Source organism: Paracoccus spongiarum (genome assembly GCF_030732095.1).
Classification (GTDB): Bacteria; Pseudomonadota; Alphaproteobacteria; order Rhodobacterales; family Rhodobacteraceae; genus Paracoccus; species Paracoccus spongiarum.
The window spans coordinates 84,091-100,089 of record NZ_JAVAMQ010000005.1 but is presented as its reverse complement, the minus strand read 5'-3'; the positions used below and the strand labels follow the sequence as shown (position 1 = coordinate 100,089).

Sequence of the window (15,999 nt, the reverse complement as noted above, 5' to 3'; positions counted from 1 at the left end):
GCCGCAAGGGGCGTCGGGGCGTCGCTCAGGCCGCGCCCGAGGCATCCTGCGGCACCGGCCGGGCGCGGCCGGCCAAGACGGCCGCCGTGGCCGCCTCGCCGCCATCGGTGAACTGCATCCGCGCCAGCCGCGCATACAGCCCGTCCTCGGCCACCAGCGCCTCATGCGTGCCCTGCGCGACGATGCGGCCGCGGTCGAAGACCACGATGCGGTCGGCCTTTTTCACCGTCGCAAGGCGATGCGCGATGACGATGGTGGTGCGCCCCTCGGACAGCCGGTTCACCGCCGCCTGCACCAGCGATTCCGATTCCGCGTCCAGCGCGCTGGTCGCCTCGTCCAGCAGCAGCACCGGCGCGTCGCGCAGGATCGCGCGGGCGATGGCGATGCGCTGGCGCTGACCGCCCGACAGCATCACCCCGCGTTCGCCCAGCGGGGTGTCATAGCCCGCAGGCAGCGCGGCAATCACCTCATGGGCGTGCGCGGCGCGGGCGGCCGCCTCGATCTCGGCGTCGCTGGCGTCGGGACGGCCAAGGGCGATGTTGTCGCGCGCCGAGGCCGCGAAGATCACCGGATCCTGCGGCACCAGCGCGATGGCCTGGCGGAAATCGTCGCGGCGCATGTCGCGCAGGTCGACGCCGTCCAGCGTGACCCGGCCGGCGACGGGGTCCCAGAACCGCTGGATCAGCTGGATCACCGTGGTCTTGCCCGCGCCCGAGGGACCGACCAGGGCGACCGTCTCGCCCGGCCGGATCATCAGGTCCACATCCGCCAGCGCCGGGATGTCGGGCCGCGAGGGATAGCGGAAGCCCACCCCCTCCAGCGCGATCTGGCCGCGCACCGGGCGGGGCAGCGGCACGGGCCGGGCAGGGTCGGCCATCGCATCCTCGGCGGTCAGCAGGTCAGCCAGCCGCTCGGTCGCGCCGGCGGCGCGCTGCAACTCTCCCCAGATCTCGGACAGCGCACCGGTCGAGCCGGCGACGAGGATCGCATAGATCACGAACTGCACCAGCTGGCCGGCGGTCATCGCCCCCGCGCTGACGTCGCGCGCGCCGATCCACAGCACCCCGATCACCCCCGAGAAGATCAGGAAGATCACGATCGCCGTCATCAGTGCGCGGGTGCGCACCCGGCTGAGCGCGACGTCGTAGGATTGCTCGGTCACCTCGTCGAAGCGCGCGATGCTGCGCGCCTCGTGGGTATAGGCCTGCACCGTCTGCGCTGCCAGCAGGCTTTCCGAGGCCGAGCCCGACGAGGCCGCGATCCAGTCCTGATTGGCGCGCGACAGGGCGCGCAGCCGGCGGCCAAGCAGGATGATCGGCACGAGGATCGCCGGCACGATCAGCAGCACCAGCCCCATCAGCTTCAGCGAGGTGACGGCCAGCATGGCCAGCCCTCCCGCGAGGATCAGCATGTTGCGCAGCGCGATCGACAGCGACGAGCCGATCACCGACTGGATCAGCGTGGTATCGGTGGTGATGCGCGACAGGATCTCGCCGGTCATCACGCGCTCGAAGAAGGCCGGGCTGAGGGTGATGACGCGGGCAAAGACCGCCTTGCGGATATCGGCCACGACCCGTTCGCCCAGCCGCGTGACAAAGAAATACCGCGCCGCGGTACCCAGCGCCAGCAGCGCCACGATGACCAGGGCGGCGCCGAAATATTCGTCCAGCAGACCCGCGCCGTCGTCGAAATTGTCCACGACCCGGCGCACTGCCAGCGGCAGGACGAGGCTGATGGCCGAGGTCAGCGCAAGCGCGACGATGGCCAGCACGACCTGCCCGCGATAGGGCCGCACGAAGGGCCACAGGGCGGCCAGCGCGCCCACACGCCGGCCCGGGGGGCGATCTTCGAGGGTTGCCGTGCCGCGTGCCATGGCTGCCTGTTCTTGCTTGTGGTCCGGGAAACGGGTGTAGGCGCTTGGCCTGCCAAGGACAAGCGCGGGGCCTCAGCCCGCCAGCCTGCCCTGCGCCAGCGCCTCTGCCAGCAGGTCGACAGCCCGCGCCAGCCGCGTGTCGATCAGGTGCAGATATTCGGTCCAGTCGGCCATGCCACGCAATTCCCCGGCCCCGTCCGAGATGCCGCGCAGCCCGATCAGCGGCACCCCGGCATGTTGCGCCGCGCGCAGGTGGGCAAAGGTTTCCATGTCCACCATGTCCTCGTCGATGCCGCCATACCCCGCGCCGCTGACGACATTGGCGCCGGTCGACAGCGTCGCGGTCGGCAGGTCGGGGATCCGGTGCGGCAGCGCGATCCGCGCCGGCAGGTCCAGAAGCGGGGTGCGCCCGCGCTCGAACCCCAGGGCCGAGGCGTCCATGTCGCGATAGGCCACCGCGCTGACCTGGTAGACCTCGCCCTGCGTCAGCCGGTTCGACCCGGCCGAGCCGAGGGAGACGACGAAATCGGGCGGCTGCGGCATCCGCGACAGCGCGGCGCTCAGCTGCACCGCGCCCTCGACCGGACCGATCCCGGTGATCAGCGGGGCGATGCGGGCGCGGAGGTCGGCGCCGTATTCAGGCTCTGCCGCCATCACGAACAGAACCTGTCGGCCGGCGATCATGTCTGGGCGAAAGGGCGGGGTCATGGGCGGTCCTGTCGGCGTCGTGGGGCGCGCGCGGCGCAGCGTGGCGCAGGGGTGCCACGCGGCCGCCGCACCGGTCAAGGGCGCCATTTCGCCACTTGCGGCGGGCTTTGCCGCTGTGGCAGGTGCTGCTGATGGGCAAGCTCAGCGAAGTTTACCGTCAGCGCGTGGCACAGGGAGACCTGCGCCCCGATCCGGCCCAGCAATCCATCCTGCCGCAGATGGACCGGGTGCTGGACGATCTGGAACGCGCCCCGGCCGCCGTCGAGGCGCGGCCACGCTCGGCCTGGCGGGCGTTCCTGGGGGTGGGCAACCCGGCCTCGGCCCCCGGTGGCGCGGCGGTGCGCGGGCTGTATCTCTGGGGTGGCGTCGGGCGCGGCAAGTCGATGCTGATGGACCTGATGGCCGAGGCCGCGCCGGTGGCCTGCCGCCGGGTGCATTTCCATGCCTTCATGCAGGAGATCCAGGCCGGGCTGGAGGCGGCGCGCAAGCGCGGCGACCAGGACGCGGTGCGGCCGGTCGCGATGGATGTCGCGCGGCAGGTCCGGCTGCTGTGCTTTGACGAGATGCAGATCACCGACATCGCCGACGCGATGATCGTGGGTCGGCTGTTCCAGGTACTGTTCGATCAGGGCGTCGTCGTGGTGACCACCTCGAACCGCGCGCCCGAGGATCTGTACAAGCACGGTCTGAACCGGCAGCTGTTCCTGCCCTTCATCGCGCTGATCCGCGAGCGGATGGAAATCGTCTGCCTCGACAGCGAGACCGATCACCGGCAGGGGCGCGACATCGGCGGGCAGGTCTGGTTCAACCCGGCCAATGACGCGGCGCGGGCGCGGATGGACGAGATCTGGGCCGACCTGACCGAAGGCAGCACCCCCGCTCCGCACGAGATCACCGTCAAGGGCCGGGCGGTCGGCATCCCGGCCTTTGCCGACGGTGTCGCCCGGTCGGGCTTCTGGGAGCTGTGCGGCAAGCCGCTGGGGCCGGCCGACTACCTCGCGCTTGCCGACGCGGTACGGGTGCTGATGATCGACGGCATCCCGCGCCTGTCGGCCTCGAACTACAACGAGGCCAAGCGCTTCGTGACGCTGATCGACGCGCTGTACGAGGCGCGGGTGCGGCTGATCGCCAGCGCCGCCGACGAGCCCGAACAGCTGTACAACGAAGGCGAGGGCAGTTTCGAATTCGAGCGCACGGCCAGCCGGCTGCGCGAGATGCAGGGCGCGGGCTGGGGCGCGGCGCCGGCCCGGGACTGAGGGCGCCTGCGCGTGCGCGGGCTCAGCCCGCCGCTGCCGGCGCGGCCCGGATGCGCGCGAGGTCGCGATGGCCGATGAAGGGCCGCGCCGGGGTCATCGGGTTCTCGCCGGTGGCGATGGCCGGGAAGCAGGCGATCAGGCCGAGACGCTGCGCCACCGACAGGGCGCGCACCGCCATCCTGCCGGTATAGAAGGATTCCATCGGCGCGCCCTCGGCGATCACCACCTGGTGAGCGGCGAAGGCGATATGGACCAGGTCGAAGGCGCCCGCCCCCGGACGCAGCCCGATGCCGGGCGCGCCGCTTTTCATCAGGTGGCGGGCCGAGATCAGGTATTCGCCCCCCTCGGCATCGGCCACCAGAACGCGATGTTGCGGCGAGACATCGGTATCGCGGCGCGGCAGTCCCCGGCCAAGTGCGCCCGCACGGATGCGGATCGGCCTCTTGTTGGGGGCGAGGTCCAGATCGGCGGGCGTGACATGGGTCGCATGGGTCCAGACCAGTGGCTGCGGGCCGTGATCGCGCGTCAGCACCAGATCGCCGGGCCGCAGTGATTCGACCGCCACCTCGCCGCCGGGCGTGGCGATCATCGTGCCGGCGAGGAAGCAGACGTTGAGCGATGCGATGGTGGGCCGGAAGCCGGATTTCGAATAGGCGTTCAGCAGGCTGCCGACATCGGCGCCGCGGCTGAAGGGTGTCGGCGTGTAGAGCGTTCCGGTCGAATTGTTGCCGAGCGCGCCGGTGGACCCGTTCCACAGGCCCGGCGGGGTGGTGTCGCCCGCGATCTGGCCCCTCTGATTGCCGGTGAAGGCCTGCCACTCGTCCCGGCTGATCGCGCCGTCCCCGTCCTGGTCGTCGATGGCGATCCGGACCAGCGTCGAGTTCGCCGTCACCGTGCCGCGGGTCACGGGGGTCATGTAGATCGAGATGGTGACGACGGGCATGGCGGTGGCTCCGTTGGCAGGTTCGTCCGATACGAACGGTCTGCCCTCTGTTAGCGGGCAGCGCCGGCGCATTCAGCCGCTTTTCGCACGGCGCCGCCGAACCTGTCCAAAAGGACAGGTGCTCGGGTCGTTTCAGGCATTCTCCCGCAGCACGCGGCCGGCGAGATACAGCGAGCCGGCGATCAGGATGCGGGCGCGCGGCTCGGCCGCGACGATGGCGCGGATCGCGTCGGCGGCATCGGCGGCGGTCGTCGCCGGCATGCCCACCGAGGCCGCGGCAGCGGCGGTGGCGGCGGCGGGAAGGGTGTTGGGCTCGCCCGGGATGTCGATGGCGGTCAGGCTGGCCACCTGTGGCGCCAGCGCCGCGAGGTAGCCGGCCACATCCTTGGTGTTCAGCATCCCGCAGACCAGATGGGTGGGCCGGGGCGGCATCGCGGCGAGGGTCGCGGCGACGGCCGCGCCGCCCGCGGGGTTGTGGCCGCCATCCAGCCACAATTCGGCCTGCCCCCCCGCCGCCTCGACCAGCGGACCGCGCGACAGGCGCTGCATCCGGGCGGGCCATTCGGCGCGGGTGACGGCGGCGCGGGCCATCGCGTCGCCGGCACCCAGATGGCGCAGCGCGGCCAGCGCGGTGCCGGCGTTCTGGATCTGGTGCGGGCCGGGCAGGTTCGGCAGCGGCAGGTCCCAAAGCCCGTGATCGTCCTGGTAGATCATCCCGTCGCGGTCGGGCGCGCCCATCCAGTGCTGGCCGTGCACGAAAAGCGGCGCGGTCAGCCCCGAGGCGCGGGCCTCGATCACCCGCAGCGCCTCGTCCTGCTGGGGGCCGACGATGCAGGGCACGCGCGGCTTGATGATGCCGGCCTTCTCGCCGGCGATCAGGGCCAGCGTCTCGCCCAGATATTGCGTGTGGTCGATGCTGACCGGGGTGATGACCGTCAGCGCGGGCGTGTCGATGACGTTGGTGGCGTCCAGCCTGCCGCCCAGCCCGACCTCGAGCAGGGTGAAATCCGCCGCCACGCGCGAGAAGCAGAGGAGCGCGGCGGCGGTGGTGATCTCGAAGAAGGTGATCGGCCGGCCGGCATTGGCGGCCTCGCATTCGGCCAGCGCCGCGGCCAGCGCGGGTTCGTCGATCAGGGCGCCGGCAAGGCGGATGCGTTCGTGGAAGCGCGCCAGATGCGGCGAGGTATAGGCGTGGACGCGGTGGCCGCCCGCCTCGAGCCCGGCGCGGATCATCGCCTGCGTCGAGCCCTTGCCGTTCGTGCCGGCGATGTGGATCACCGGCGGCAGGCGGCGTTCGGGATGATCGAGCGCGGCAAGGATCCGGTGCATCCGGTCCAGCGACAGGTCGATGACCTTCGGATGCAGGGCCATCAGGCGGTCGAGAATGGCGTCGGACTGGCTCATGTCAGATCACGCCGGGGGCTGTCTGCCCCCGGTCCCCCGAGGATATTTGCGCACAGAAGATGCGGGACGGCGGATGGCAGGGTCGGGTTGCCGGATGGGGCGGCGGGTCAGCGGGCCGGGCCGGGAAGGTCGGCGCCGTTCGGGCGCGGCGGGGTCAGGGTGCGGGCGGGATCGGCCTGCGGGGCCGGCAGGTCGCCGCGCGTGGGGGCGGGCATCCGGCCCAGCATCCGCAGGATCGAGATCAGCTCGTCGCGCAGCTTGCCGCGATGGGTCACCCGGTCCAGCATGCCATGTTCGAGCAGGTATTCCGCGCGCTGGAAGCCTTCGGGCAGTTTTTCGCGGATGGTCTGTTCGATCACGCGGGGCCCCGCAAAGCAGATCAGCGCGCCGGGTTCGGCGATCTGGATGTCGCCCAGCATCGCGTAGCTGGCGGTGACGCCCCCGGTGGTCGGGTGGGTGAGGACCACGAGATAGGGCAGGCCCGCCTCGCGCAGCATCTCGACCGCGACGGTGGTGCGCGGCATCTGCATCAGCGACAGGATGCCTTCCTGCATGCGCGCGCCGCCCGCGGCCGAGAACAGCACCAGCGGCCGGCGGGTGTTCACCGCGCGTTCGGCCGCGGCGATGATCGCATTGCCGACATACATGCCCATCGAGCCGCCCATGAAGCCGAAATCCTGGGCCGCGGCGACGATCGGCGTGCGGCCGATCTCGCCCTCAGCCACCAGCATCGCCTCTTTCTCGCCGCTGGACTTCTGGGCGGCCTTCATGCGTTCGGGATATTTCTTCTGGTCGCGGAACTGCAGCGGATCCGCGACCGGTTCCGGCACCCTCACCTCGACGAAGGCGCCGCCGTCGAAGAGCGCGGCAAAGCGTTCGCGCGGGCTGATCGCCATGTGGTGATCGCAGTTGGTGCAGACGTTGAGATTGTCGGTCAGCTCGCGGTGGAACAGCATGGTTCCGCATTCGGGGCATTTGGTCCACAGGTTCTCGGGCACCTCGCGGCGCGAGAACAGCGAATTGATGCGCGGGCGGACGTAGTTGGTGATCCAGTTCATCGCGGGCATCCCTGTCCGTTTCCCGCCCCAGATAGGCCGGACGGGGGGGAATTGCAATTGTCGCGGCGGGCGCGGATGATGCGCGGCATGTGGGCCTCGGTCTTCGTCCTTCTGCACTGGTCCGCCGCGCTGGCCTTCACCGCCCGCGTGCTGCTGCGGCCGCGGATGGAGCCGTCGGCGCGGCTGGTCTGGATCATGGTGATCGAGGCGGTGCCGGTCCTGGGGATCATCGCCTACCTGCTGTTCGGCGAGGTGCGGATGAACCAGGCCGAGGTGCAGCGCATGGCCGATGTCCGCGACCGGCTGACCGGTCTGCGCCTGCCCAGCCCTCATGTCGTCGCCGAGCCGGCTGCCGTCGACCTGCCGGTGGTCGCCGCCAATGCCGCGGTGGGCGGGATGGATGCGCTGGCGGGCAACCGGCTGGAACTGCTGGAGGAGAGCGATCAGGCGATCGAGCGGCTGGTCCAGGCGGTCGATGGCGCGCGCGACCATGTGCATGTGCTGTTCTACATCTGGCTGCCCGATCACAGCGGCAGCCGCGTGGCCGATGCGGTGGCGCGGGCGGCGCAGCGCGGCGTGGCCTGCCGGGTGATCGTGGATGCGCTTGGCTCGCGCGCGCTGGTCCGGTCGGCGCTGTGGCCGCAGATGCAGCAGGCGGGGGTGGAGTGCGTGACCGCCTTTCCCTGGGGGCTGCCCTTCATCAGCATCCTGTTCCGCCGCCTGGACCTGCGCAACCACCGCAAGGTGGTCGTCGTCGACAACCGTCTGGCGATGACCGGCAGCCGGAACTGCGCCGACATGGCCTTCGCGATCAAGCCGCGCTTCGCACCCTGGGTCGACATTCTGGTGCAGGTCGAGGGTCCGGTGGTGCGGCAGCTGCAAGCGGTCTTCCTGGCCGACTGGATGAGTTATACCGGCCGCGACCTGGGCGAGATGCAGCAGCCCGTCCCGGCGGCGGCTCTGCCCGGCGTCAATGCGCAGGTGGTGGCGACCGGGCCGGACCTCAGGGCGGGCAGCATCTCGGACTGCCTGTCGGGGATGCTGCATGCGGCGCGCGACCGGGTGACGATCACCACGCCCTATTACGTTCCCGACGCGGCGCTGGACGCGGCCATCCGCGCCGCCGCCCGGCGCGGGGTGGCGGTGACGATGATCCTGCCCGCGCGCAACGATTCGCTGGTCGTGGGCTCAACCAGCCAGGGCTTCTATTACGGGCTTCTGGCGGCCGGGGTGCGGCTGATGCTGTTCCAGCCCGGCCTGCTGCATGCCAAGATCCTCACCGTGGACGGGCGGATGGCGATGATCGGCAGCGCCAATCTGGACCGCCGCAGCTTCGAGCTGAACTACGAGGTCAACATGGCGGTCTTCGACCCGCAGACGGTCGCCGCCATCGACGCGCGGCAGGACAGCTATCTGGCGCGGGCGCGCCAGATCAGCCTTGACGAGGTGCGCGGCTGGAGCGCACTGCGCCGGATGCGCAACAACCTGATGGCGCTGGCCGCGCCGCTGCTATAGCGGCAGCGCGGTGGTGTATTTGGTCTGCCGCAGCACGAAATTCGTGACCGTGCCGCGCACCAGCCCCAGGGCCAGCATCCGACGCATGATGAAATGCTCGAGCCCCTCGGGGTCGGGCGCGACGACCTTGAGGTGATAATCCGAGGTGCCGGTGATCGCCGCGCATTCGACGATCTGGTCCTCGGTCTGCACGAAGCGATCGAACCGGGCCAGCGAGTCTTCCGTGTGTTCCAGCAGCGAGACCTGCAGATAGGCCATCGCGTGCAGCCCCGCCCGCGCCGGATCGACCAGCGCGACCTGGCGCCGGATCACGCCGTCCTCGGTCAGCCGCTTGACCCGCCGCCATGCCGGCGAGGCCGACAGCCCGGCCTTTTCGGCCAGTGCCTGCGTGGACATGGTGGAATCGCGCTGCAGCCAGCGCAGAAGGCGCCTGTCCGTTTCGTCAAGGTCGGGCATGTGGTTTCTCGATAAGCCTGAGGCGTAGAATAGCTTACCTGAATTCTTGCGCATTGCCGCCCCAGAGGCAAGAAATCCTCTCGCAAGAGGGTAGAATATGGGCAAGGAGGATCATCTCATGCCCAAATCGACCGAATACGAAGCCAAGATCGCCGATGCGCAGGGCTTCATCGCCTATGACGCCGAGGAAGACGGGGTCTGGCACGACCTCATCACCCGCCAGTTGCCGGCCGTCCGGCAGCATATGGCGCGGCAGTATCTGCACGGGCTGCACCTTCTGGACATGCCGACCGACCGGGTGCCGCAATGCCCCGACATTTCCGCCCGGCTGGGCGACCTGACCGGCTGGCGGGTGGAACCGGTGCCGGCGCTGATCGGCTTTGGCCGCTTCTTCGGGATGCTGGCCGACCGCACCTTCCCGGCCGCCAGCTTCATCCGCAAGCGCAAGCATTTCGACTATATCGAGGAACCGGACATCTTCCACGAGATCTTCGGACACACGCCGCTGCTGACCGATCCGGCCTTCGCGCGGTTCAGCCAGGCCATCGGAGAGGCCGGCACGCGCTGCGACAAGGCCGATTACAGCTGGCTGATCCGGCTTTACTGGTTCTCGATCGAGTTCGGGCTGATCCGCGAGAATGGCGCCTTGAAGGCGCTGGGATCGGGGCTGGCAAGTTCGGTGACGGAACTGCCCTGGTCGATCTCGGCCGGGCCGGAACACCGGCCCTTCGATGTCATCGACATCCTGCGCACGCCCTATCGCATCGACATCCACCAGCCGGTCTATTTCGTGATCGACGATCTGGACGATCTGTTCGCCGCGGCGAGACGCGATCTGCTGGCCGATGTCGCCGAGGCGCGGCGGCTGGGGCTGCATGCGCCGAAATACCCGCCCAAGCAAGCCGCGTAAGGAGGACAAGATGACCACATGCAATCTGGCCGACAAGACCTGCGAGCCCTGCAAGGGTGGCATCGCGCCCTACACCGCGGACCAGGCGCGGGCGATGATGGCGCAACTGGACGGCTGGGCGTTGTCGGACGATGGCACCACGCTGCGCCGCCGGTTCGCCTTCAAGGGCTTTGCCAAGGCGGTCGAGATGGCCAACCTTGCCGCCTGGCTGGGCAACAAGCAGGGCCACCACCCCGACATCACCTTCGGCTGGGGCTATTGCGAGGTGGTCTTCACCACGCATGAGGCCGGCGGGCTCACCGAAAACGACTTCATCTGCGCCGCCCGCCTGGACGCGCTGGTCGCCTGACGCTTGTTCCTCCGGTTGCGCCGGTCTATCCCAAGGGAAGCCTGCAACCGGGGGGATGAGATGAGCAATGCGCGTTTCGACAAGTCGCGGCTTCCCAGCCGCCATGTCACCGAAGGTCCGGCCCGCGCGCCGCATCGCAGCTATTTCTACGCGATGGGCATTTCCGAGGACGAGATCCATAGCCCGTGGGTCGGCGTCGCGACCTGCTGGAACGAGGCCGCGCCCTGCAACATCGCACTGAACCGGCAGGCGCAATCGGTCAAGCAGGGGGTCAAGAAGGGCGGCGGCTGCCCGCGCGAATTCACCACCATCACCGTCACCGACGGCATCGCCATGGGGCATGAGGGAATGCGCTCCAGCCTCGCCTCGCGCGATGCCATCGCCGACACGGTCGAACTGACGATGCGCGGGCACTGCTATGACGCGCTGGTGGGCCTTGCCGGCTGCGACAAGTCGCTGCCGGGGATGATGATGGCCATGGTGCGGCTGAACGTGCCCTCGGTGTTCATCTATGGCGGCTCGATCCTGCCGGGCAAGCTGAACGGCCGGGATGTGGTGGTGCAGGACGTGTTCGAGGCCGTGGGCCGGCATCAGGCCGGCAAGATGAGCGATGCGGAACTGGACATCCTCGAACGGGTGGCCTGCCCCTCGGCCGGGGCCTGCGGCGGGCAATACACCGCGAACACCATGGCTTGCGTCAGCGAGGCGATCGGGCTGGCGCTGCCCAATTCCTCGGGGATGCCGGCGCCCTACGAGTCGCGCGACCAGTACGGGTTGGCCTCGGGCGAGGCGGTGATGCGGCTGATCGAGAAGAACATCCGCGCCCGCGACATCGTCACCCGCAAATCGCTGGAAAACGCCGCGCGCGTGGTCGCCTGCACCGGCGGCTCGACCAATGGCGGGCTGCACCTTCCCGCCATCGCGCATGAGGCCGGGATCGATTTCGACCTGTTCGATGTCTGCGACATCTTCCGCGACACGCCCTATTTCGTGAACCTGCGGCCTGGTGGCGATTACGTCGCCAAGGATCTGTACGAGGCCGGCGGCGTTCCGGTGGTGATGCGCGAATTGCGCAAGGCGGGCCTGATTCACGAGGACTGCATGACCGCCACCGGCCGGACCATCGGCGACGAGATCGACCGCGTGACCCGCGAGGCCGACGGCAAGGTGATCCATCCGGTTGCCACGCCGCTGTCGCAGACCGGCGGGGTCGTCGGGCTGAAGGGCAACCTCGCGCCGGACGGGGCCATCGTGAAGGTGGCCGGGATGCCGGCCGCCGATCAGCTGTTCACCGGCCCGGCGCGGGTCTTCGAATCCGAGGAAGAGGCCTTCGCCGCAGTCCAGAGCCGCGACTATGCCGAGGGCGACGTGATCGTCATCCGCAACGAGGGGCCGGCGGGCGGCCCCGGCATGCGCGAGATGCTGGCCACCACCGCCGCACTGTCGGGGCAGGGCATGGGCAAGAAGGTCGCGCTGATCACCGATGGCCGCTTCTCGGGCGCCACGCGGGGCTTCTGCGTGGGCCATGTCGGGCCCGAGGCGGCGCATGGGGGGCCCATCGCGCTGCTGCGGAATGGCGACCGCATCACCATCGACGCGGTGCAGGGCGTGCTGAGCGTCGATCTGGACGAAGCCGAGCTTGCGGCCCGCAAGGCGGCTTGGGCCGGGCCGCGACCCACCGATTACGCCGCCGGTGCGCTGTGGAAATATGCGCGGCTGGTGGGCGGCGCGCGATGGGGCGCGGTCACCCATCCCGGCGCCACCGCCGAAACCCACATCTACATGGATCAATAGCCGCGATGGCGCTGCGCAGGAATGGCTGGTTGGCGCGCCTCGTGCGCGAGGCTGCGGCCAGCCAATGGGATGCCGAGGCCGAGGCGCTGGCCCGCGGCAGGCGCATGGCCGCGCCCGAACTGTGCGACGAGGCGGCCGCTTTGCAGCGCAGCGTTACCCGGTTCCTGCAACTGTCGGATGCGCGCCTGCCGCGCCATGCCGCGCCGGTCGAGCTGACAGACCTGCCGCCCGGCACCGACTGGCACTGGAGGCCGCTGCTGCTGTGCGGGCGCATCGCCCCGTCTACCCTGGCCGAGCCCGACAGCGGCCAGCGGCTGGGCGAGGAACTGGTGCTGTTCCATGACTGCCCGAACCGCGCCCTGATCCTGAAGCAGGATCGCAACCGCCGGGCCACCGACCAGACGCCCTACGGCCTGACGCTGGAGGTGATGGGATTTGCGGGCGGCTATCTGGCGCTGTCGCTGGACCTGCCGGACGGGGTCAATGCCGGGCTGTCGCGCAACCATATCCTGCGCCTCGACGTGACGCTGCATGCCGAACGGCCGATCGTCGTCTATGGCCGCCTGAACGTCGCCCAGGGGCCGAACACGGAAACCATGCTGCGGCAACTGGGCGATCCGGTGGACGGCCCGGACTGCCGGCGCAGCACCGAGTTCGACCTCGGCTATGCCGAAATGTCGTCGCGCCCGGTGGACAAGGTCTGGCTGGACCTGATCTTCGAGGCGCCCTACATGAACGCGATCAGGCTCGGCGACGCGGTGCTGTCACGCCATCCGCGCGCCGACATGTAAGGAGGCGCGATGCCCAGTTTCGAAAGCCACGGTGTGCGCGGCGGGGTCTGGACCGGCTGGCTGGACGCGCCCGCGCGACCCGGCAGGGTCTGCCTCGTGGCGCGCGGCGAGCCGGTGGCCGGGGCGGTCCTGACGGACGGCGCCGGGGGCGGCTGGACCCTGCGGGTCGATCTGCCTGCGGCCCTGATCTCGGAGGGCGTGACCAGCCTGACGCTGATCGCCGACGACGCTGCCGACCCCGATGCGCCGGTCGGACCGGACGCACAGCGGCTGGCGCGGCTGACCCTGGCGGCGGGGCGCGTCCTTGACGAGGATCTGGCCGCCGAAGTGGCGCAGATCCGGGCCGAGCTTGACCTGCTGAAGCGCGAATTCCGCCGCCTCGCGACGGCGGGCTGACGCGGGGCTGGTGGCAGGCCCGCCGGGGCTGACGGCGCCGAACGGGCCGGCGTTCCGGGCCGTCATGTGTCCGTTACCATTCCTTGCGAAAAGCGGCCGGCCTCGCTATATCGGCCCTTTCGCTTTTGTCGTCAAAGCCTTCGCCCCCGGGATGCCGCATGACCCTACCGCAGACGCCCTATTACCTGATCGACGAGGCGCTGCTGCGCGGCAACATGGAAAGGATCGCCCGGCTGCGCGCCCGCTCGGGCGCCAAGGCGCTGCTGGCGCTGAAATGCTTTGCCACATGGTCGGTCTTCGACCTGATGCGGGAACATCTGGACGGCACCACCTCGTCCTCGCTGTACGAGTTGCGCCTTGGCCATGAGGAATTCGGCAAGGAGACCCATGCCTATTCCGTCGCCTGGGCCGATCACGAGATCGACGAGGCGCTGTCCTATGCCGACAAGATCATCTTCAACAGCCTTGGCCAGCTGGACCGCTTTGGCGATCGGGCCTCGGGCGTCACCACCGGGCTGCGGCTGAATCCGCGCTTCTCGACCTCGGGCTTCGACCTGGCGGACCCGGCCCGCCCGTTCAGCCGGCTTGGCGAATGGGACATGGCGCGGCTGGATGCGGCGATGGACCGGATCAGCGGCGTGATGATCCACTACAATTGCGAGAACCGCGATTTCGAGCTGTTCGACCACCAGTTGACCCGGATCGAGGCCGAGTTCGGCGACCTGCTGCAGCGGCTGGACTGGGTCAGCCTTGGCGGCGGCATCCATTTCACCGGCGAGGGCTATCCGCTGGACCGGCTTGCCGACCGGCTGGCGGGGTTCAGCCAGAAGTTCGGCGTGCAGGTCTATCTGGAACCCGGCGAGGCCAGCATCACCGGCACGACCACGCTGGAGGTCTCGGTCCTCGACCTCATCAACAACGGCAAGGACGTCGCCATCGTCGACAGCAGCATCGAGGCGCACATGCTGGACCTGCTGATCTATCGCGAGACCGCCAGGCTGCCGCAGGCGGGCGACCACGCCTACCAGATCGCCGGCAAGACCTGCCTTGCCGGCGACATCTTCGGCGAGGCGCGGTTCGATCGGCCGCTGCGGATCGGCGACCGGATCAGCATCGCCGACGCGGCGGGCTACACGATGGTCAAGAAGAACTGGTTCAACGGCGTGGCGATGCCCGCCATCGCGATCCGCGCCGAGGATGGCAGCATCAGGACCGTCCGCAGCTTCAGCTATGACGACTACAAAGGCAGCCTCTCGTAGGGCGCCCCCGTCTCTGCCACCGGGAAAGGAGACCGCATTGGCCAAACGGAACGTTCTCATCATCGGCGCGGGCGGCGTCGCGCAGGTCACGGCGCACAAGCTGGCGCAATGGGCGGCGGAATTCGGCGACCTGCATATCGCCAACCGCACGAAGGCCCGGGCCGATGCGATCATCGAGGGGCTGCGCGAGAAGGGCCACCAGATGCCCTTCGCCAGCCACGCGCTGGACGCGATGGACCCGGCCGCGGTCGAGGCGCTGATCCGGCAGACCGGCGCCGGCATCGTCATCAATGTCGGCACCGCCTTCATCAACATGAGCGTTCTGGAAGGCTGCATCCGCGCCGGCGCCGCCTATATCGACACCGCCATCCACGAGGATCCCGCCAAGGTCTGCGAGACGCCGCCCTGGTATGGCAATTACGAATGGAAGCGCCGCGACGATGTGGCAAGGGCCGGGATCACCGCGATCCTCGGCGCGGGTTTCGACCCTGGCGTGGTGAATGCCTATGCCCGGCTTGCCGAGGACGAATATTTCGACAGGATCGACAGCATCGACATCGTCGACATCAACGCCGGCAGTCACGGCCGCTGGTTCGCCACGAATTTCGACCCCGAGATCAATTTCCGCGAGTTCACCGGCACCGTCTACAGCTGGCAGGACGGCGCATGGCGCGAGAACCGGATGTTCGAGGTCGGTCGCGAATGGGACCTGCCGGTGGTCGGCAAGCGCACCGCCTACCTGTCGGGCCATGACGAGGTGCACAGCCTCTCGGCCCGCTACAAGGACGCCGATGTGCGCTTCTGGATGGGCTTCGGCGACCACTACATCAACGTGTTTACCGTGCTGCAGAATCTCGGGCTGCTGTCGGAACAGCCGGTCACCACCGCCGAGGGCGTCGAGGTCGTGCCGCTGAAGGTCGTCAAGGCCGTGCTGCCCGACCCGGCCAGCCTGGCGCCGGATTACGAGGGGAAGACCTGCATCGGCGATCTGGTCAAGGGCAGCCTGAATGGCCAGCCGGGCGAGGTGTTCATCTACAACGTCGCCGACCACAAGGACGCCTTCACCGAGGTCGGCAGCCAGGGCATCAGCTATACCGCCGGCGTGCCGCCGGTCGCGGCGGCGATCCTGATCGCGCGCGGCATCTGGGACGTGAAGGTGATGGCCAATGTCGAGGACCTGCCGCCCCGGCCCTTCCTCGAACTGCTGGGCCGGATGGGCCTGCCCAGCCGCGTGATCGACGCGCGGGGCGACAACCCGATCTGACCTTGCGTCATCGACCGGGTGGG

Annotated in this window: 15 protein-coding genes; 9 read left to right on the top strand and 6 right to left on the bottom strand. The window is 69.3% G+C overall.

The window, feature by feature from the left end:
- Positions 1-25: 25 nt before the first annotated feature.
- Together Q5Y72_RS07380 and Q5Y72_RS07375 are read right to left on the bottom strand one after the other, a co-directional pair.
- Entirely contained in the window at positions 26-1,873 is a 1,848-nt protein-coding gene (locus Q5Y72_RS07380; protein WP_305962759.1) for an ABC transporter transmembrane domain-containing protein, read from the bottom strand.
- 72 nt (positions 1,874-1,945) lie between these two features.
- Entirely contained in the window at positions 1,946-2,581 is a 636-nt protein-coding gene (locus tag Q5Y72_RS07375; protein ID WP_305962758.1) for a 5'-methylthioadenosine/S-adenosylhomocysteine nucleosidase, read from the bottom strand.
- Between the two features lie 131 nt (positions 2,582-2,712).
- Here Q5Y72_RS07375 and zapE point away from each other — a divergent pair, with 131 nt between their 5' ends.
- On the top strand, positions 2,713-3,837 hold the full coding sequence (zapE, locus tag Q5Y72_RS07370; protein ID WP_371930798.1) for a cell division protein ZapE: 1,125 nt from the start codon (positions 2,713-2,715) through the stop codon (positions 3,835-3,837).
- Between the two features lie 22 nt (positions 3,838-3,859).
- On the opposite strand, the gene Q5Y72_RS07365 is transcribed toward zapE, so the two are convergent.
- The 3 genes from Q5Y72_RS07365 to accD form a co-directional block, all read right to left on the bottom strand.
- The gene (locus tag Q5Y72_RS07365) at positions 3,860-4,780 is read right to left on the bottom strand and encodes a Hint domain-containing protein (RefSeq protein ID WP_305962757.1); all 921 of its coding nucleotides are present in this window, start codon (positions 4,778-4,780) and stop codon (positions 3,860-3,862) included.
- A 132-nt stretch (positions 4,781-4,912) separates the two neighbouring features.
- A complete protein-coding gene (locus Q5Y72_RS07360; RefSeq protein WP_305962756.1) occupies positions 4,913-6,184 on the bottom strand; it encodes a bifunctional folylpolyglutamate synthase/dihydrofolate synthase in 1,272 nt (423 codons plus the stop codon).
- Between the two features lie 107 nt (positions 6,185-6,291).
- On the bottom strand, positions 6,292-7,242 hold the full coding sequence (accD, locus tag Q5Y72_RS07355; RefSeq protein WP_305962755.1) for an acetyl-CoA carboxylase, carboxyltransferase subunit beta: 951 nt from the start codon (positions 7,240-7,242) through the stop codon (positions 6,292-6,294).
- A 78-nt stretch (positions 7,243-7,320) separates the two neighbouring features.
- On the opposite strand from accD, the gene cls reads away from it, so the two are divergent.
- The gene (cls, locus tag Q5Y72_RS07350; RefSeq protein ID WP_305962754.1) at positions 7,321-8,757 is read left to right on the top strand and encodes a cardiolipin synthase; all 1,437 of its coding nucleotides are present in this window, start codon (positions 7,321-7,323) and stop codon (positions 8,755-8,757) included.
- On the opposite strand, the gene Q5Y72_RS07345 is transcribed toward cls, so the two are convergent.
- Positions 8,752-9,213 carry an Lrp/AsnC family transcriptional regulator gene (locus Q5Y72_RS07345; protein WP_305962753.1) on the bottom strand — a complete coding sequence of 154 codons (462 nt, stop codon included), beginning with the start codon at positions 9,211-9,213 and terminating at the stop codon, positions 8,752-8,754. The two genes, cls and Q5Y72_RS07345, sit on opposite strands and share 6 nt — an antisense overlap.
- Before the next feature lie 118 nt (positions 9,214-9,331).
- Here Q5Y72_RS07345 and phhA point away from each other — a divergent pair, with 118 nt between their 5' ends.
- The 7 genes from phhA (at position 9,332) to Q5Y72_RS07310 (ending at position 15,976) form a co-directional block, all read left to right on the top strand.
- The gene (gene phhA, locus Q5Y72_RS07340) at positions 9,332-10,123 is read left to right on the top strand and encodes a phenylalanine 4-monooxygenase (RefSeq protein WP_305962752.1); all 792 of its coding nucleotides are present in this window, start codon (positions 9,332-9,334) and stop codon (positions 10,121-10,123) included.
- Between the two features lie 10 nt (positions 10,124-10,133).
- Positions 10,134-10,472 (top strand): 4a-hydroxytetrahydrobiopterin dehydratase, encoded by a 339-nt coding sequence (locus Q5Y72_RS07335; RefSeq protein ID WP_305962751.1) that lies wholly within the window; start codon positions 10,134-10,136, stop codon positions 10,470-10,472.
- A 60-nt stretch (positions 10,473-10,532) separates the two neighbouring features.
- Positions 10,533-12,266: a dihydroxy-acid dehydratase gene (gene ilvD / locus Q5Y72_RS07330; RefSeq protein WP_305962750.1), complete on the top strand. Its 1,734-nt coding sequence runs from the start codon at positions 10,533-10,535 to the stop codon at positions 12,264-12,266.
- Positions 12,206-13,057, top strand: coding sequence for a DUF6478 family protein (locus Q5Y72_RS07325; protein WP_371930788.1), 852 nt, complete (start codon positions 12,206-12,208; stop codon positions 13,055-13,057). The genes ilvD and Q5Y72_RS07325 overlap by 61 nt, the downstream gene beginning before the upstream one ends.
- Positions 13,058-13,066: 9 nt before the next feature.
- Positions 13,067-13,453: a hypothetical protein gene (locus tag Q5Y72_RS07320; RefSeq protein WP_305962748.1), complete on the top strand. Its 387-nt coding sequence runs from the start codon at positions 13,067-13,069 to the stop codon at positions 13,451-13,453.
- A gap of 158 nt (positions 13,454-13,611) precedes the next feature.
- Positions 13,612-14,712 carry a carboxynorspermidine decarboxylase gene (locus Q5Y72_RS07315; RefSeq protein WP_305962747.1) on the top strand — a complete coding sequence of 367 codons (1,101 nt, stop codon included), beginning with the start codon at positions 13,612-13,614 and terminating at the stop codon, positions 14,710-14,712.
- A 37-nt stretch (positions 14,713-14,749) separates the two neighbouring features.
- Positions 14,750-15,976 (top strand): saccharopine dehydrogenase family protein, encoded by a 1,227-nt coding sequence (locus Q5Y72_RS07310; RefSeq protein ID WP_305962746.1) that lies wholly within the window; start codon positions 14,750-14,752, stop codon positions 15,974-15,976.
- Positions 15,977-15,999 lie beyond the last annotated feature (23 nt).

Coding starts and splice junctions, on each gene's coding strand:
- Q5Y72_RS07380 (WP_305962759.1), bottom strand. CDS start 1,873: ATGGCACGCGGCACGGCAACCCTCGAAGATCGCCCCCCGGGCCGGCGT.
- Q5Y72_RS07375 (WP_305962758.1), bottom strand. CDS start 2,581: ATGACCCCGCCCTTTCGCCCAGACATGATCGCCGGCCGACAGGTTCTG.
- zapE (WP_371930798.1), top strand. CDS start 2,713: ATGGGCAAGCTCAGCGAAGTTTACCGTCAGCGCGTGGCACAGGGAGAC.
- Q5Y72_RS07365 (WP_305962757.1), bottom strand. CDS start 4,780: ATGCCCGTCGTCACCATCTCGATCTACATGACCCCCGTGACCCGCGGC.
- Q5Y72_RS07360 (WP_305962756.1), bottom strand. CDS start 6,184: ATGAGCCAGTCCGACGCCATTCTCGACCGCCTGATGGCCCTGCATCCG.
- accD (WP_305962755.1), bottom strand. CDS start 7,242: ATGAACTGGATCACCAACTACGTCCGCCCGCGCATCAATTCGCTGTTC.
- cls (WP_305962754.1), top strand. CDS start 7,321: ATGCGCGGCATGTGGGCCTCGGTCTTCGTCCTTCTGCACTGGTCCGCC.
- Q5Y72_RS07345 (WP_305962753.1), bottom strand. CDS start 9,213: ATGCCCGACCTTGACGAAACGGACAGGCGCCTTCTGCGCTGGCTGCAG.
- phhA (WP_305962752.1), top strand. CDS start 9,332: ATGCCCAAATCGACCGAATACGAAGCCAAGATCGCCGATGCGCAGGGC.
- Q5Y72_RS07335 (WP_305962751.1), top strand. CDS start 10,134: ATGACCACATGCAATCTGGCCGACAAGACCTGCGAGCCCTGCAAGGGT.
- ilvD (WP_305962750.1), top strand. CDS start 10,533: ATGAGCAATGCGCGTTTCGACAAGTCGCGGCTTCCCAGCCGCCATGTC.
- Q5Y72_RS07325 (WP_371930788.1), top strand. CDS start 12,206: ATGGGGCGCGGTCACCCATCCCGGCGCCACCGCCGAAACCCACATCTA.
- Q5Y72_RS07320 (WP_305962748.1), top strand. CDS start 13,067: ATGCCCAGTTTCGAAAGCCACGGTGTGCGCGGCGGGGTCTGGACCGGC.
- Q5Y72_RS07315 (WP_305962747.1), top strand. CDS start 13,612: ATGACCCTACCGCAGACGCCCTATTACCTGATCGACGAGGCGCTGCTG.